Here is a 15528-nt window from a genome sequence, read left to right as displayed (position 1 = left end):
GTCACCGGGCAAACCCGATTCGGGTGTCAGCGGTTCGGGCGCAGCGTCCAGGTGACGGTCAGTGACGAAGTGACGACGCCATCCTCGGTGCCGATCGCCACCTCGACGCCGAACTCGGGGCGCTGCCCGGCGTCCAGCTCGGCCAGCACGTCGGCGGGCGGGCGGGCGAGCCGCGCGGTGGCCAGGACCGGACCCATCGCCACCTTGCGGTAGCCGATGGTCGCGGTCACGGCCAGCGGTACGGCCCGGTCGAGCACCGACCCGAAGGCGGCCAGGACCACCGCCCCGGAGGCGGTCTCACCCAGCGTGAACATGGCACCGGCGTGCGGGCCGCCGACGTGGTTGTGGTGGGCCGGGTCGTCGGGGAGCCGGACCACGGCGCGGACCCCGCCGTCGGCCTCGGGCGCCACCTCGACGACCTCGATGCCGAGGGTACGGGCGAACGGCACGGCTTCGAGGAGACCGGCCGCCACCTGCCGGGAGTCGATGGACATACCCGAACGCTACTCGCCGGTAACTTATTCGGCAAGGACGCGGACCTTGATGTCTCTTTCCAAGCGACATCAGGGCGAAAAATTACTAAACTTGTCCTCTACTAAGAGACATTAGGACACGCGATGATCTTTGCCACCCCAGAACTCGACGTTCACGACCGAACCGTCTTGGCCGAGGTGCACGACATGCGCCGCACGCTTGCCGACGTCCTGCGCACCCCTCGCCGATGGACCGGCGGGCTACGGCGCACCATGTTGGCGCGGGCGATCCTTGGCTCCAACAGCATCGAGGGCTACGTGGTCGCCGAAGACGACGCAGCCGCCGCGCTGGACGACGAGGAGCCGCTGAGCGCCGATGATCGCACCTTCGCCGAGATCCGGGGGTATCGACAGGCCCTGGGTTACGTGCTGCAAACCGCCGGTGACCCCTACTTCAGCTTCGAGACGTCGACGATCCGAAGCATGCACTACATGATGCTCTCGCACGACCTGGCGAAAAGCCCTGGCCAATACCGCCGAGGGCCGATCTACGTGCACGACGAGCGGACCGACCGCCGGGTGTACGAGGGCGCGGACGCCGACGACGTGCCGCACCTCATGGAGGAGTTGGCCGAGGACCTCCGGTCGGATACCACCGCCTCCCCGCTCGTCAAGGCCGCCATGGCCCACCTGAACCTCGTGATGATCCATCCGTTCCGAGACGGCAACGGACGGATGGCCCGCGCACTTCAGACCCTCGTACTCTCCCGACGGGCCATCGTCGAGCCTGCCTTCTCCAGCATCGAGGAGTGGCTGGGCAGCAACACGGAGGACTATTACCGAGTGTTGGCAGTCACCGGCCGGGGGCACTGGAACCCCGAGGGATCGGCGCATTTCTGGGTGTCCTTCAACCTGCGCGCCCATCACATGCAGGCGCAGACCGTCGCCCGCCGGTTCCGGGAGGCCTCCGCGATCTGGTCGGAGCTTGATTCGATCGTCGCCGAGAGCAGGCTCCCGGAGCGAGTGACCGGCCTGCTCTACGAGGCGGTCCTTGGGTACCGCGTTCGCCGTTCTGGATATGTCAGACTCGCTGAGGTCGAGGAGAGGACGGCGACCCGCGACCTCACCAACCTTGCCGAACAGGGCCTACTGGAAGCGCGTGGCGAACGGCGAGGAAGGCACTACATCGCCGGCCCCGTGCTGGCGGACGTGCGGGAGAGGGTCCGTGCCGGACGTGCACCGATCAGGGACCCCTATCCGGAGATGCCGGTCGCTCTCACGGCCGAGGCCGCCAAGGTGGCCGGGCCCAGTGACCAGCCGTAGCGTAGGCGCCTCGCTCACCGCATTCGGCCGCTGCGCCGATCGGAACACGCCGATGGGCATGACCGGGACGGACCAGCGGGTTTCGCCGGCTGCCGCCTGCGGGTAGCGGATGGCGCATGAATCGCAACCTCGCCACCGGCCTGCGGGTGGCGTGGGAGTTGCCGGAGTTCCGCGACGGCCTACGGCACCTCATCGACCTCGACGAGATAACGGTGCTCCTGGCCACGCTCTCCGACCCGGACCACGATCGCGGGGTCGAGCGCAGCCTGCTGGGCCTGCTGCGGTCCGGCCTCGACACGGTCGAGATCCGCGAAGCCGTGCTGCTGCTGTTGGAGCGGGACGCGGTACGCCGGCCGCTCGTCGCGGCGGCGGTGGAACCACTCGCGGCCCGGCCGGGTCGGGCCGCCGCCATCACCGCGGCGACGGAGGACCCGGAGGTACGCCGCGAGGTGCGTGCGGCCCTCGACCGCGCCGACGTGCGCGAGCTGATCTGGCGGGCGGTCGACGACCAGATGAACGACGACCGGTTCGGTCTGATCCGCCGCGCGGCGGTGCTGTTCGTGCGGCATCCGAGCGCCCGACGCCTCGCCTGGGCGTTGCGCCGGCACGGCGTGCTCCGCGGGCTACGCCGCCGGCCGTGAGGTCGGCGTACGTCTGCCTCAGTAGCCGCGTACGAGGATCCGGGCCCGGCTCTGGGGCCAGGTGGTGCGGAGGCAGAAGTCCTCGGCGGCACGCCACCGCATGATCCACTCCTCGCTGTTCTCGCCGCGCGCCCGCATGCGGCGCAGGCAGATCTCACGCGGCGTGTCGACATAGACGGTCAGGTGGTAGTAGGGGCTCAACTCCGGCCGGGCGGAGTAGACGCCTTCCACGACGACCGGGGCTCCCGGGTCGACCTCGGTCCAGTCGGCAAGTCGCCCGGTGTCCCAGTCGTAGCGCTGGTAGCGCGCCGTCCGATCGGCGCGCAGCGGCACCAAAACCTGGTCGCGGAGCCGCTGCCAGTCGAAGGCCCGCTCCGGATCGAGGTCGGGGATCGAGTCGAACATGCGAACTCCTCCGAGGGACTGCTCACCACACGTGACCGCGACATCGACGCCGCTGCGCCGGCGGCCGGGCATCGCACCGGTGCGCCCAGCGGTCAGCGCCGGCGGACCGGTGAGCCGTCGGGGCCGAACCGACGACGCAGGGAGAACGCGCGTGGCGACGGACCTTCGCGCCGCAGCACGGTCAGCCGGGCCCGGGACTCGTCCATCCCCGGCCGGTCGTCATCGGTGACCCACCACAGCGCGGTGCTCGGTTGCGGCGTCGGCAGGAACCACTCGGCGCGTCGGCGGACCAGGCCGCCGTGGTGACTGCGGTAGACGAACTGGTGCAGGGCCTCGTAGGAACTCCAGATCGAAACGTTGACGACCTGCCACCCGTGGACCTCGTCCCGGCACGTCGGCAGGTGCCCGCCCGCGCCACGCAACCGCCACACGAAACCGGGGGTGTCCTCGGCGATCCGGTAGACCGGGTCGACCGCCGCCATGAACCCGGCCATCATCGGCGAATCCGGCCCGGCTCGCATACGGGCGACGTTAACCTGCGCCAGTCGCACCGGACGATGATAGATGCTCCTCGGGTAGCAGGCTGCCAACCTGGAGCGAGACGTCGTCGACTGTCCACGCCGGCCGGTGGGTCCGGCGTCCGGGCCAGCTCACGAGGGAGGACGGCACCATGTGGGTCAGTCACCGGAGCGGATCGACCGGGGAGCCGCTGACGCCGGAGCAGGTGCGACAGTGGCACCGGCGGATGGCCCCACCGGAGAACGAGCTCCCGGCCGGGGTGGGCGTCACGGTCCTGCTCGGCCGGACCGACGACGTGGCGGTCGGGCTGACCCAGGTCGAGGCGTTCTCCACCGGCTTCCGCTTCACGCTGGCCGTCCGCCTGCGCCAGGCTCGGTCGGACCTCGCCGGCGGCCGGCTGTTCATGCTGGTCAACTCGGGTGTCGAGGTTCCCCTGGCGGAGCGCCTCCTGCCCGGTCTGGAATATCCCGGGGGCCGCCGCGCCTCCACGGTGCAGAAGACGCCGACGTTGGACCCGGCCGCCGCGACGGACAGCCGACAGTTGGTGCTGGTCCAGCAGGGCGGGAGCGGCGACGAGCGCAGTGTCGACCAGACCTACTGGGTGTCGCCGCTGCCGCCCGCCGAACCGGTGACCGTCGTCATCGCCTGGCCTGCCTTCGGCATTCCGGAGTCCACGGCGACCCTCGACGGTGCCGCCATCAACGCCGCGGCCGAGCGCAGCCGACTGCTGTGGCCGCCGCAACCGCTCGTGGAGCCCGCCGAGACGCCGTCCCCGCCCCGACCGTCCACCGGATGGTTCGCCGAGCCGGCGGGGTGAACCAACAAGCCACCTGGAATCGTCGCCGGCGACCGGTGCCACGAGCACCTGACCACCGGTCAGCCCACCTGACACCCGGCGTAGGCGCTCTGCGGGTGGCAGGCTGGTGACCATGGACAGGAAGCAGGTTGCCGGCTGGATGGCGGCGTACGAGCAGGCGTGGAGAGAGCCGGGGACGACGGCGCTCGCCGGGATCTTCACCCCTGACGCGAGCTACCGGCAGGGGCCGTACCGGGAACCGGTCGTCGGTCTACCGGCCATCGCCGACATGTGGGAGAACGAGCGCGAGGGTCCCGACGAGGTCTTCGAGATGACCGGGGAGGTCGTCGCGGTCGACGGCGGCACCGCCGTGGCGCGGGTGCAGGTGCGCTACGGCGACCCCGCCGACCAGGAGTACCGCGATCTGTGGATCATGCGATTCGCCGAGGACGGTCGATGCAGGATGTTCGAGGAGTGGCCGTTCTCCCCGGGACGGGGATCCGCGGACGCCGGGTGAGGTCCGGAGCGTTGCCTGGTAGTGTCGCCTGCGAGACCTTCGCCATCTACCGTCCGGGCAATGCGATCCCGGGTGGCGACGACGGCAGCGGTGGTGATCACGGTCCCGTCGGGGCTGCTCGCCCTGCTCGGCTGCCTCGGTTTCCTGCCGTTCCTCGCGCCCACCGAACCGTGTCCGAACGAGTCGGCTGATTCGTTTCGCCAGGCGATGATCCTCCTTTTCCTGCTCAGCATGGTGATGCTGCTGGCGGCGCTCCTGTCCATCGCCCTCGCCTGGGCAGGAAGGTGGACCCAGGTCCGGAACCCTTGGCCGTGGCTTGCGCTTTCCGTGCTTCCCATGGCCGTGAGCGCGGGGATGATCGTGCCGATCGACCGGTTGGGCTCCTGCTGACGTCAGCCGCGTCGACACAGTCGGGCTCGCTCCGCATCGACGGACATCACCGCCGCGACCAGGGCGGGCCTCGTCAGGCCCGCTTGGTGTACGCCACGAACGCCGCCCAGCTCGCCGGCGTGAACGTCAGCGCCGGCCCCTGCCGGTCCTTGCTGTCGCGGACCCCGACCACGCCGGGCAGGTTGTCCGCCACCTCGACGCAGTCGCCGCCGTTGCCGCTGCTGCGGGTGCTCGTGCGCCAGGTCGCGCCGGTCAGCTCCATCGTTTCGCCGCCTCCGAGATCGCCGCCAGGGTCGCCCCGTGCGGCATCGCCTCCGCGCGGACGGACTCCCAGGTCTGCCGCAGCGAGTTTACGTCCGCGGTCCGCTCCACGATGGAGCCGTGCAGTTGGTTGTCGAGATAGCCCACGTCGTCGCCGTCGGCCGGGGTGGCGAGCACGAACGCGCCGTTGAGCCCCGGGTAGGCGCCGACCGTCTCCGGCACCAGGTGCAGGTGCACCCGGGTCCGACGGCCCATCTCGACCAGGTGTGCCAACTGCTCCCGCATCACCTTCGGTCCGCCGACCGGCCGCGCCAGCACCGAGTGGTCGAGCACCGCCACGAACTGCGGCGGCGCGGGCCGGTCCAGCACCGACTGCCGGGCGAGTCGGGCGGCCACCTGCTGCTCCAGCGCCTCGCCGACGAACTGGGCGGCACCCTCGTAGAGCGCGCGGGCGTACCCCTCGGTCTGCAACAGACCGGGGACCACCAGTGCCTGGAAGCTGCGCAGCGCGGACGCCTCCTGCTCGATGCCCACCCACTCGCGGAACCACGGCATCAGCGCCTCCTGCACCAGCGCGTCGCGGATGCGGACCAGCAGGCCACCGCCGTTCACCACCTCGTCGCAGCGCTCGGTGAACTCGGCGCGCGGCGCGCGGCGGCACTGCTCGACGGCCGCCACCAGCGAGGCGGAATAGCTCACCCGCTCGGCCAGGGCCTCCTGCGTCAGCCCGGCCTCGGTGCGCAGCCGGCGCAGCTCGCCGGCGAAGAGTTCCCACAACGGCACACGGATCATCTGCACACCTCTGCACACGGCTGCACACGGAAGACGGCCGGTCGGACGGCCCGGAAGTGGGGGTGGAACACCTTCCGACCCTAGCGACGCGGTGACGAGACTGTCACGCAGCGAAGCCGAATTCGTCCGTTACCCGCCAACGAGAGGAGCGTCCGTGCCGAGCCACGAGTCGCCGGGGCAGCCCGCGCCGGACCGCCCGCGTCCGTACCCGCCGCACGCCGCGCCGCACACGCCGCTGCGTCCGATGTGGTGCTGCCGAGCGTGCGGCCAGCAGTGGCCCTGCCCCACGTCGCGCCTGCTGCTCCGCAGCGAGTACGAGGACAACCCGGTCAGCCTGTCCATCTACCTGTGCGGGCTGCTCTACGAGGCGACGCGCGACCTCTACCGCCTCAACCCGGCCGGCGCGCCGTCGCCCACCGACATGTTCACCCGCTTCGTCGCCTGGGGCCCGTACCGCCGGCCGCCGGCCGCGTCACCGCCCGACGAGCGTTAATAAGGGGCCCCTCCTATGCAGAATGCGTTAACAGGGGGCCCCTCCTTTCATCTCCAGCCGACGTCGATGCGGTCGCCGCGCTCGTCGAAGAAATGCAGCGCGTCCATCCGCACCTGCACCGCGAGCGGGTGCCCGGCGGACACCTGCGGGTAGGGCGCCAGCCGTACCGCCAGCTCGGCCGGGCGGCGGTGGTGCCGGCCCGGGTCCGGCAGCACGCTGGTGCGGTTGCCGCCGCCACCGTTGCCGTTCAGGGCCGGCTCACCGGCCGCGTCCGACGAGCCGGCCCGGCCGGTGAGTCGCTGCATCACCTGGCCGAAGCGGCGCAGGCTGCGCTGACCGGGGGCGGCCCGCTCGACCGGGGTGCCCATCTCGTCGACCACGATCGCGGTGGCGCCGATGTCGAGGAAGGCCAACGACTCGTGGCCGTGGTGCTCCAGGTAGCGGATCCGGCCGTGCAGCACGTCACCGGCGGTGTCCGGGGCGACCGGGGTCAGCGCCTCGGCGCGCAGCCCGACCACGATCCGCTCGCCGTGGTAGTGCGCCACGGCACGGCTGCGGATGTCGTCCCAGGGCAGGTAGAGCGCCTGCTCACCGAGGTTCAGGGCGACGTAGCGGTCGAGGTGCACGTAGACGGACGCCTCCAGCAGGTTCATCCGGGGGCTGCCCAGGAACGCGGCCACGTAGAGCGTCGCCGGCCGCCCGTACACCTGGGTGGGAGTGCCCACGTCCTGGAGCACGCCCTTGCGCATGATCGCCACCCGGTCGGCCATGGTGAGCGCCTCGGCCTGGTCGTGGGTGACGTAGATGGTGGTGACACCCAGCTCGCGGGTGAGCGCGGAGATCTCCGCCCGCAGCTCGGCGCGGAGCCCGCTGTCCAGGTTGGACAACGGTTCGTCCATCAGGAACAGGCCGGGACGGCGCACTATCGCCCGCCCCATGGCCACCCGCTGCCGCTGGCCGCCGGAGAGCTGGCTCGGCTTGCGCGCGAGCACGTCACCGATCCCGAGCGCGCCCGCCACGTCCTGGATCCGCTCGCCGCGCGGCCCCGGCTCGATGCCGGAGAGACGCAGCGGGAAACCGATGTTGTCGCCCACGGTCATGTGCGGATAGAGCGCGAAGTCCTGGAAGACCATGGCGATCTTCCGGTCGCGCGGCGGCAGGTCGTTCGCCAACTCACCGCCGAGCATGACCGCACCGGAGGTCGGATCCTCCAGCCCGGCCACCATCCGCAGCACCGTGGACTTGCCGCAGCCCGACGGGCCCAGCAGCACCATGAACTCGCCGTCGTTCACATCGAGATTGATGGTGTCCACCGCGATCGTTCCGTCCTGGAACACCTTGGTGACATCCTTGAGCGCGACGGTGGTCACCGTCACCTCCCCCACTCGCTCGCCCGGACCCGGCAATGACTGTGACCAGGATCATCGGATTCGCACATCGGGTAAACGTGCCATGTTCGGCTCGTGACAGTCCTATTACGCGATATTCGCCGGACTCCACCGTCAAGTGACCGGCCGGTAACCATTTCCGGGCGTTTCACCAAGGAACACCCGCCGGACCACCCGTTCGGCGGCGTGCCCGTCGTCGAGCGCGCAGAAGCGGGCCCGGAACGCGGCCCGCGCCCGACCGGCCGCCTCGTCGTCGACCGCGCCGCAGCGGAACAGGTCGAGCAGGCCGGAGAAATCCACCGCGACCGCCCCCGGTGGCTCGGCCAGCAGGTCGAGGTAGACGCCGCGGGCGACCCGGTACGCGTCCCAGTCCGGCGCGTAGACGACGATCGGCCGGTCCAGCACGGCATAGTCGAACATCGCCGACGAGTAGTCGGTGACCAGCACGTCCGCGGCCAGGTACAGATCCTCCACCCGGTCGTACCCGCTGACGTCCAGCACCCCGCCCGCCGCCGGGCCGCGTGGCCGCCGCTCCCGGTCGTGGAAGTAGTGACTGCGCATCAGCAGCCGCCCGGCCGGGCCCAACACGTCGCGCATCCGGTCCGGGTCGAACGGGGGCCGCCAGCCGGGCAGGTGCTCACGGTGGGTCGGGGCGTAGAGCACCACGTACTCCTCGGGCCCGATGCCCAGCCCGGCACGGACCCGGCGGCACTCCTCGGCGGTGGCCCGGGCCAGCCGGTCGTTGCGCGGGTAGCCGACCTCCAGCGTGGTGTGGTCGGCCGGGTAGGCCCGCTCCCACATCTGGGTGGAGAAGCTGTTCGAGGTGACGCTGTAGTCCCAGCGGTCCACCCGACGCAGCAGGCCGGCGAAGTTCATCCCCATCGCGCCCACCGGGTAACGCTGCTGATCCAGCCCCATCACCTTCACCGGCGTGCCGTGATGGGTCTGCACGTGCACCGAGCCCTGCCGCTTACGGACGAAGTCCGGGAAGTTGACGTTGTTGACCAGCCAGTGGGCCCGGGCCAGCACCCGGTGGTACTCGCGGGTGCCGGCGACGACATACTCGACGCCCGGCGGCAGCGTGGCCACCCGGTCGCGGCGGACGATCCAGACGCCGCGCACCTGCGGGGCGAGCCGGCGGGCGGCCTCGTAGATCGCCGCCGGGTTGCACGAGTATCCGCGATACCAGTAGGCCGCGTAGACCGCCAGCGTCGGGTCGATCGGCCGCCGCAACTCGGCCCGGTAGTACTCGCGCAGGGCGGCGTCCCGGGCCCGCCGGGCGGTACGCCGCACCACCGGCGTCACCCGCCGCCGGGTCCGACCGGCCGTCTCCCGCGTGACGTCCCGGGCCCGGTGGACCTCGCGCAACGCGGAGAACGTCCGCCACCGGCCGGCCGCCACCAACCGGTGCTTGAGCCCCTCCGCGCCCACCGGGACCGGGTAGCCGCCGGGCGGCCGGAAGTGCACGTGGTCGGCGTGCATCTGGGCGAAGAACGGCGCGCGCAGCTCCGGCGCGATCCGCGCGTCGTTGCCGAGCACGGTCAGGTGGTGCCAGACCATCCGCTCGAAGATCACCGGCCGTAGCTCCGCCATGCCCCACCGGTCCATCAGCCGGAACACCCGGTGCCACTGGGCGAAGACCTCGAAGTGCTTCTCGCCCCGGGTCCGGGTGATCGCCCCGGTGCGGCGTTGCCGGTAGTTGAGGCAGACCCGGTCCAGGACGCCGATCCGGTCGGCCGCCATCAGCGCCGGATAGCTGAACGACACGTCCTCGTACCAGCCCGGGGCGAAGCGGAGCCCGCGATCGAGGAGGAACTCCCGGCGGACCAGCCGGTTCCAGGCGGTGTGCAGCAGCTTCACCGTCTCCGGCCGGTCCCGCAGGGCGAACGTCTCCGGTCCGGGCGGATCGGGAAACACGTCGCGCATGGCGCTGCGGGTGGCGACGTCGTTCCAGTGCGCCCGCACGTGGTCCACGATCAGCACGTCCGGGCGGCTGTCCCGGAGCCGGTCGGCCACGTGCGGCAGGCAGCCGGGCACCAGCCAGTCGTCCCCGTCGACGAACCACACGTACTCGCCGACGGCCCGGTCCAGCCCGAGGTTGCGGGCCGGGCCGAGCCCGACGTTCTCGGCGAGCCGGACCGGGCGGACCCGGCCGTCGCGCGCCGCGTACTCGGCCAGAATCTCGCCGCAGGCGTCCGGCGAGGCGTCGTCCACCCCGATCACCTCAAGGTCACCGAACGGCTGGTCGAGGATCGAGTCCAGGCATTCCCGCAGGTAGCCCTGCACCCGGTAGGCCGGCACGACGAAGCTGATCAGCGTCATCCCGGCCCGCCCTCCGTCAGCCCGGCGAGGTGGCACCCCCACGGGCGCGGGCCGGCAGGACCACCCAGGCGAGGACCACGCTCGCGACGAAAACCACCAAAAGGTACGCGCCTAGTGTAGTCAGAGCGAAGCTCACAGTTCCGGCAGTTGCCGCTGCTGCCAGCAACAGTGAGCGACCCGTCCAGCCCAGCGTGGCGGCGTGCAGCGGCGGGGCCGACTGCCGCTTCTCCAGCCGGGCGGTCAGGTCGTAGTGGTGCAGCGTGAGCACCAGCACGTAGGCGAAGATCAACCACGCGGGCGCCCGACCGGCCACCCCGACCGCGATGGCGAACAGATACTCGGCGGCCCGCAACACGGCCGGCACCAGCCAGTCCAACGCCCCGGCGTGCGCGACCCGCGCGCCCTGCGCCGCCCCCAGCAGGAACACCACCGCGAGGACCACCCCCCAGCCGGGCAGATCGCGCCCGCCGTGCACCGCGAGCAGCGCCCAGCCCAGCAGCCCCGCCGCCGCGACAGCGCCCACCAGCGCCGTCACCAGCGGCCGGCGCGTCATCGGCAGCGTCCGGGCCAGCGGCCCGTCGTCGCGGTGCAGGCCGGCGTCGACAGTGGTCAGCACCGGCACCTTCATCCAACGCGCCCGCAGCGTCCGCAACGCCCCGGTGTACGCGAACGCCAACGTGCCCCAGACCAGCACCGCGCAGAGCGCCACCACCGGCCCGAACAGCGCGGCGGCCACCGCGACCAACGCCCACCGCTCGCCGATCGGGAACACCACGGTCCGCTTCAGCCAGTACGACACCGAGCCGGTGTCCGCCTGCACCCGCGTCGACGCCGCGTTCAGCTTCCCGCCCAGCCCGCCCGCGTCGCCGGTCACCACCTTCGGCCGGCGGGCCGCCTCGTCGTGCAGCGCGCCGTACCAGGTGTCGGTCATGTGCCGCACGGTCTGCAACGTCATCGCGGCCAGCGCCAGCGCCCAGCCGTAGCGGAACCCGGCGTGCGTCGCCCCGAAACCGAGGCCGGCGTAGACGACGTATTCCTTGAACCGGTCGGCCATCGTGTCCAGCCAGCCGCCCCAGGCGCTGAAGTGCCGGGTGTAGCGGGCCAACTGCCCGTCCACGCAGTCCAGCACGAAGCCCAGGTAGAGCAGCACCGCGCCGGCCACCAGCGCGGGCCGGCCACCGACGCCGAACAGCACCGCCGCCGCCACCGCGAGCAGCACCGAGAGCAGGGTGACCCCGCTCGGGCCGAGCCCCATCCGGGCCGCCGCCTTCGTGACGTGCGGCGACCAGGTGCTGACGAAGAACGTGGTGAAGAAGTCGTCCCGCTCCTTCACCGACAGCCGCAACTCGGCCCGGTCCTCGTCGACCCCGGCCACCGCCGCCTCGGCGGCGGCCCGCCCGGCCGCGTCGTCGACCCGGTGCGCCACCAGCAGGCGTACCCGATGGGCGAAGATCAGCGCCCCCCGGGCAGCGAGTTCGGCCACCAGCCGGTCCACCGCACCCAGCGGCCCGCCCGCCACAGCGGCTGCCGCGCGGGCGGCGTCGGCGAGCGCCGGCAGGTCGGCCGCGCCGACCCGCAGCGCGCCGCCGAACACGCCCGTCGCGTCCGCGTCGCCGACCGCGACCACCTGGCCGCGCTCCTCCCGCACCGTCGCCTGCCCGGCGGCCGGCGGATCGGTGAGCACCAGCGCCACCGTCGGCCCGACCGGGCTGGTCGCGAGATGCCTGAGTACGGCCGTGTGCGCCACCAGGTCGACGCCGCTGACCAGCACCGGGCCGGTCGCGCCGGCCACCAGGTCGGCCAGCTCGCCCAGGTCGGCGGCCACTCGCACGTCGCCCGCCCCGGCCGCACGCCACTGTGCGGCCAGCCGGTCGACCGGCTGCGGTGCGCCGTCGGCCGCCCCGCTCACCGGCCCGGCGGCGAGCACGATCGCGAGCGTCACCGCTGCGCCGCGTCGGCGTAGGCGCGCAGTGCCTCGTCGATCGTCCCGTCGACGGTCAACCGTCCGGCGTCGAGGTAGAGCCCCCGACGGCAGAACCGGGTGAGGTCCTTGTCGTTGTGTGACACCAGCACCAGCGTGCGCCCTTCCGCGAGAAGTCGCTCGATGGTCGCATAGCACTTCGCGCGGAACTCCGCGTCCCCGACCGCGGTCACCTCGTCCACCAACAGCACCGGGTGCGGCAGGTGCGCGATCACCGCGAACCCCAGCCGCACCTTCATCCCCGACGAGTAGTGCCGCACCGACGTGTCGATGGCGCGTTCCACCTGCTCACCGGCGAACGAGACGATCTCGTCGAAGTGCCGGCGCAGGTAAACCGGGGACAGCCCGTGCAGCCCGCCGACCAGATACAGGTTCTCCCGGCCGGTCAGGTCGCCGGAGAACCCGGCGGACAGTTCCAGCAGCGGCGCCACCCGGCCGTGCACCCGGATCACGCCCTCGTCCGGGATGAGCACGCCGGCGATCAGCCGCAGCAGCGTGCTCTTGCCGGTGCCGTTGCGCCCCACCACACCTACCGTCTCGCCCGGCTCGATCCGGAACGACAGGTCCCGCAGCGGCCAGAACCGGCCGGCGTCCGGGTCACGGGCGCCCCGGTGCACGATCAGCTCCCGCAGCCGCAACTGGCGACGCCGGTTCCGGACGAACCGGATGCCCAGCCCGTCCGCCTCGATGATCGGCGCCACTCAGAGTTCCTTCAGCACGGCCGGTTCCAGGCGGCGGAACGCCCACCAGCCGAGCGCCAGCACCAGCACGCTGCCCACCACGGTGATCGTGAGCAGCCGGGCGTCCGGGAACTCGTCCGGATACCAGACCGCGTGGTGCAACTGGAAGATCCCGACCAGCGGGTTCAGCTCGTAGGCGACCTTGAGCCAGCCCGGCATGGCCGAGTCCCGGACCAGGTTGAACGGATAGATGATCGGAGTGGCGTAGAACAGCAGCCGGATCGCCAACCGCATGATCCGCTCGATGTCGCGCATCAGCACGTTGCCCGCCGACAACAGCAGCGCCAGACCCACCAGCAGCACGAACTGCACGGCCACGGCCAGCGGCAGGGCGAGCAGGCTCCACCCCGGGTGGATCTTCCCCTGGGCCGCGTAGATCGCCGCGATGGCGGCCAGGATCGGCAGCCCGGCCAGATACTCGGCGAAGCGGCCGGCGACCCGGCCGATCGGGAAGATCGGCCGGGGCAGGTTCATCGTGGTGATCAGCCGGGCCTGTCCGGTGAGCGCGCCGGCCGCCTCGGTCAACGCCGAACTGGCCCACATCCAGGCGAAGATGCCGGTGATCAGGAACAGCGGGTACGAGCCGGCCGCCTCCCCCAGGTGCCGCCGGGTCGCCCCGGAATAGAGCACCCCGAAGACGAACCAGTAGATCAGGCCCATGCCGAGGGGTTCGATGAGCGACCAGAGGTAGCCCAGCACCGACTGCTGGTACTTCACCGCGAGATCCCGCCGGATGAGGATGCGCAGCGAGGTGCGGGCGGACCAGAGCGCCGCGACTCCGGACGTCACCGGAGCATCGTCGCCCGCTTTCCTGCCGGCGCGGCGGCCGTCGCCGGAAGGTCACCCCAACGAGGTCAGCACTCGATCACGTTGACCGCGAGCCCGCCCCGCGCCGTCTCCTTGTACTTGACCTTCATGTCCGCGCCGGTCTCCCGCATCGTCTTGATGACCTTGTCCAGCGACACATGGTGCACCCCGTCGCCGCGCAGGGCCAGCCGGGCCGCCGTGATCGCCTTGATGCTGGCCACCGCGTTGCGCTCGATGCACGGAATCTGCACCAGCCCGCCGACCGGGTCGCAGGTGAGCCCCAGATTGTGCTCCATGCCGATTTCGGCGGCGTTCTCCACCTGCGCCGGCGTGCCGCCCAGCGCCTCCGCCAGCCCGGCCGCCGCCATCGAGCACGCCGAGCCGACCTCGCCCTGGCAGCCGACCTCCGCTCCGGAGATGGAGGCGTTCTCCTTGAACAGCACCCCGATCGCGCCGGCGGCCAGCAGGAACCGGATCACCCCCTCGTCGGAGGCGCCCGGTACGAACCGGGTGTAGTAGTGCAGCACGGCCGGGATGATCCCGGCGGCGCCGTTGGTCGGCGCGGTGACCACCCGACCGCCGGCCGCGTTCTCCTCGTTCACCGCGAGCGCGAACAGCGTCACCCAGTCCATCGCGCGCAGCGGGTCGTCCGCGCCGTGCTCCGCCGCCAGGCCGCGTCGCAGCTCGGCCGCGCGCCGGCGGACCTTCAACCCGCCCGGGAGTACGCCGTCACGGGTGCAGCCGTTCTCCACGCACTCCCGCATCACCTGCCAGATGTGCAGCAGCCCCGCCCGGACGTCCGCCTCGCTGCGCCAGGACAACTCGTTGGCGAGCATCACCTCGCTGATCGACAGGCGGCTGTCCGTGGTCACCTGGAGCAGCTCCGCGCCGGTGAGGAAGGGGTGCCGCACCCGGGTGCTGTCCGGCTTGATCCGGTCCGCCCCGGCCGCCGCCTCGTCCACCACGAAACCGCCGCCGACGGAGTAGTAGGTGCGGGTCCGCACCTCGCGCCCGGCCGCGTCGTAGGCCGCGAACGTCATCCCGTTCGGGTGGTACGGCAACGAGCGGCGGCGGTGCAGCACCAGATCCCGGTCCGGATCGAAGTCGATCTCCTGGCTGCCGAACAGGCGGAGCCGCCGCTCGGCCCTGATCCGGGCGATCCGCTCCCCGACCGAGTCGGTGTCGACCGTCTCCGGCGCCTCGCCCTCCAACCCGAGCAGCACCGCGCGGTCACTGCCGTGGCCGTGCCCGGTGGCGCCCAGCGAGCCGAACAGTTCCGCCTGCACCCGGGCCACCTCGGCGAGCTGCCCGTCGGCCTTCAGACCGCCCACGAAGGTACGGGCGGCCCGCATCGGCCCGACGGTGTGCGAGCTGGACGGCCCGATACCGACGCTGAAAAGGTCGAAAACACTGATCATGGCTGCACTTTCCTCGCCGTCGTCCCCGTTGTGCGGTTCCGAACCGGTGTGATGCCGTGCCCACTGGTGCGGGGCTTGAACGGCCGGCGCCAAGGGTGGAGGCGCCGACCGGCGAGACTACCCCGCCCAGCTCAATACCCGCCGTCACCCGCCCCAAGCCCCGGCTCCCGGCTCCCGGCTCCCGGCTCCCGGCTCCCGGCTCCCGGCTCCCGGCTCCCGGCTCCCGGCTCCCGGCTCCCGGCTCCCGGCTCCCGGCTCCCGG

Annotated in this window: 17 protein-coding genes; 6 read left to right on the top strand and 11 right to left on the bottom strand. The window is 71.8% G+C overall.

What is annotated here, in order from left to right:
• Positions 1-26: 26 nt before the first annotated feature.
• Positions 27-494, bottom strand: a complete 468-nt coding sequence (locus tag AB0H28_RS20810; RefSeq protein WP_358042443.1) for a DUF4442 domain-containing protein — start codon at positions 492-494, stop codon at positions 27-29.
• Positions 495-617: 123 nt separating this feature from the next.
• On the opposite strand from AB0H28_RS20810, the gene AB0H28_RS20805 reads away from it, so the two are divergent.
• Positions 618-1796, top strand: coding sequence for a Fic family protein (locus AB0H28_RS20805; RefSeq protein ID WP_358042440.1), 1179 nt, complete (start codon positions 618-620; stop codon positions 1794-1796).
• Between the two features lie 116 nt (positions 1797-1912).
• A complete protein-coding gene (locus AB0H28_RS20800; protein WP_358042437.1) occupies positions 1913-2437 on the top strand; it encodes a hypothetical protein in 525 nt (174 codons plus the stop codon).
• Between the two features lie 18 nt (positions 2438-2455).
• Here the strand turns inward: AB0H28_RS20800 and AB0H28_RS20795 are convergent, their stop codons facing one another.
• A complete protein-coding gene (locus AB0H28_RS20795) occupies positions 2456-2842 on the bottom strand; it encodes a hypothetical protein (RefSeq protein WP_358042434.1) in 387 nt (128 codons plus the stop codon).
• 92 nt (positions 2843-2934) lie between these two features.
• Positions 2935-3393 (bottom strand): DUF3291 domain-containing protein, encoded by a 459-nt coding sequence (locus AB0H28_RS20790; RefSeq protein WP_358042431.1) that lies wholly within the window; start codon positions 3391-3393, stop codon positions 2935-2937.
• 119 nt (positions 3394-3512) lie between these two features.
• On the opposite strand from AB0H28_RS20790, the gene AB0H28_RS20785 reads away from it, so the two are divergent.
• The 3 genes from AB0H28_RS20785 (at position 3513) to AB0H28_RS20775 (ending at position 5064) form a co-directional block, all read left to right on the top strand.
• Positions 3513-4178 (top strand): hypothetical protein, encoded by a 666-nt coding sequence (locus tag AB0H28_RS20785; RefSeq protein WP_358042428.1) that lies wholly within the window; start codon positions 3513-3515, stop codon positions 4176-4178.
• A gap of 112 nt (positions 4179-4290) precedes the next feature.
• Complete coding sequence (locus AB0H28_RS20780; RefSeq protein WP_358042425.1) at positions 4291-4674, top strand: nuclear transport factor 2 family protein; 384 nt, start codon at positions 4291-4293, stop codon at positions 4672-4674.
• A 60-nt stretch (positions 4675-4734) separates the two neighbouring features.
• Entirely contained in the window at positions 4735-5064 is a 330-nt protein-coding gene (locus AB0H28_RS20775) for a hypothetical protein (RefSeq protein ID WP_358042422.1), read from the top strand.
• Positions 5065-5137: 73 nt separating this feature from the next.
• On the opposite strand, the gene AB0H28_RS20770 is transcribed toward AB0H28_RS20775, so the two are convergent.
• Positions 5138-5326 (bottom strand): DUF397 domain-containing protein, encoded by a 189-nt coding sequence (locus tag AB0H28_RS20770; protein ID WP_358042419.1) that lies wholly within the window; start codon positions 5324-5326, stop codon positions 5138-5140.
• The gene (locus AB0H28_RS20765; protein ID WP_358042416.1) at positions 5317-6117 is read right to left on the bottom strand and encodes a helix-turn-helix transcriptional regulator; all 801 of its coding nucleotides are present in this window, start codon (positions 6115-6117) and stop codon (positions 5317-5319) included. Before AB0H28_RS20765 ends, AB0H28_RS20770 begins: the two co-directional genes overlap by 10 nt.
• A 154-nt stretch (positions 6118-6271) precedes the next feature.
• Here AB0H28_RS20765 and AB0H28_RS20760 point away from each other — a divergent pair, with 154 nt between their 5' ends.
• Positions 6272-6610, top strand: coding sequence for a hypothetical protein (locus tag AB0H28_RS20760; protein WP_358042413.1), 339 nt, complete (start codon positions 6272-6274; stop codon positions 6608-6610).
• A 47-nt stretch (positions 6611-6657) separates the two neighbouring features.
• Here the strand turns inward: AB0H28_RS20760 and AB0H28_RS20755 are convergent, their stop codons facing one another.
• From AB0H28_RS20755 to AB0H28_RS20730, 6 genes are all read right to left on the bottom strand, one after another.
• Entirely contained in the window at positions 6658-7980 is a 1323-nt protein-coding gene (locus tag AB0H28_RS20755; RefSeq protein WP_358042410.1) for an ABC transporter ATP-binding protein, read from the bottom strand.
• Positions 7981-8112: 132 nt separating this feature from the next.
• Positions 8113-10320 (bottom strand): bifunctional glycosyltransferase family 2 protein/CDP-glycerol:glycerophosphate glycerophosphotransferase, encoded by a 2208-nt coding sequence (locus AB0H28_RS20750; protein ID WP_358042408.1) that lies wholly within the window; start codon positions 10318-10320, stop codon positions 8113-8115.
• Positions 10321-10336: 16 nt separating this feature from the next.
• Positions 10337-12229 carry a DUF5941 domain-containing protein gene (locus tag AB0H28_RS20745; protein ID WP_358042709.1) on the bottom strand — a complete coding sequence of 631 codons (1893 nt, stop codon included), beginning with the start codon at positions 12227-12229 and terminating at the stop codon, positions 10337-10339.
• 29 nt (positions 12230-12258) lie between these two features.
• A complete protein-coding gene (locus tag AB0H28_RS20740; RefSeq protein WP_358042405.1) occupies positions 12259-13002 on the bottom strand; it encodes an ABC transporter ATP-binding protein in 744 nt (247 codons plus the stop codon).
• The gene (locus AB0H28_RS20735) at positions 13003-13830 is read right to left on the bottom strand and encodes an ABC transporter permease (protein WP_358042402.1); all 828 of its coding nucleotides are present in this window, start codon (positions 13828-13830) and stop codon (positions 13003-13005) included.
• Positions 13831-13895: 65 nt separating this feature from the next.
• Entirely contained in the window at positions 13896-15266 is a 1371-nt protein-coding gene (locus AB0H28_RS20730; protein ID WP_358042399.1) for an L-serine ammonia-lyase, read from the bottom strand.
• Positions 15267-15528: the final 262 nt, after the last annotated feature.

It is taken from the genome of Micromonospora sp. NPDC050980, from assembly GCF_040653835.1.
GTDB lineage: Bacteria > Actinomycetota > Actinomycetes > Mycobacteriales > Micromonosporaceae > Micromonospora.
This window is presented reverse-complemented; position numbering and strand designations above follow the sequence as displayed.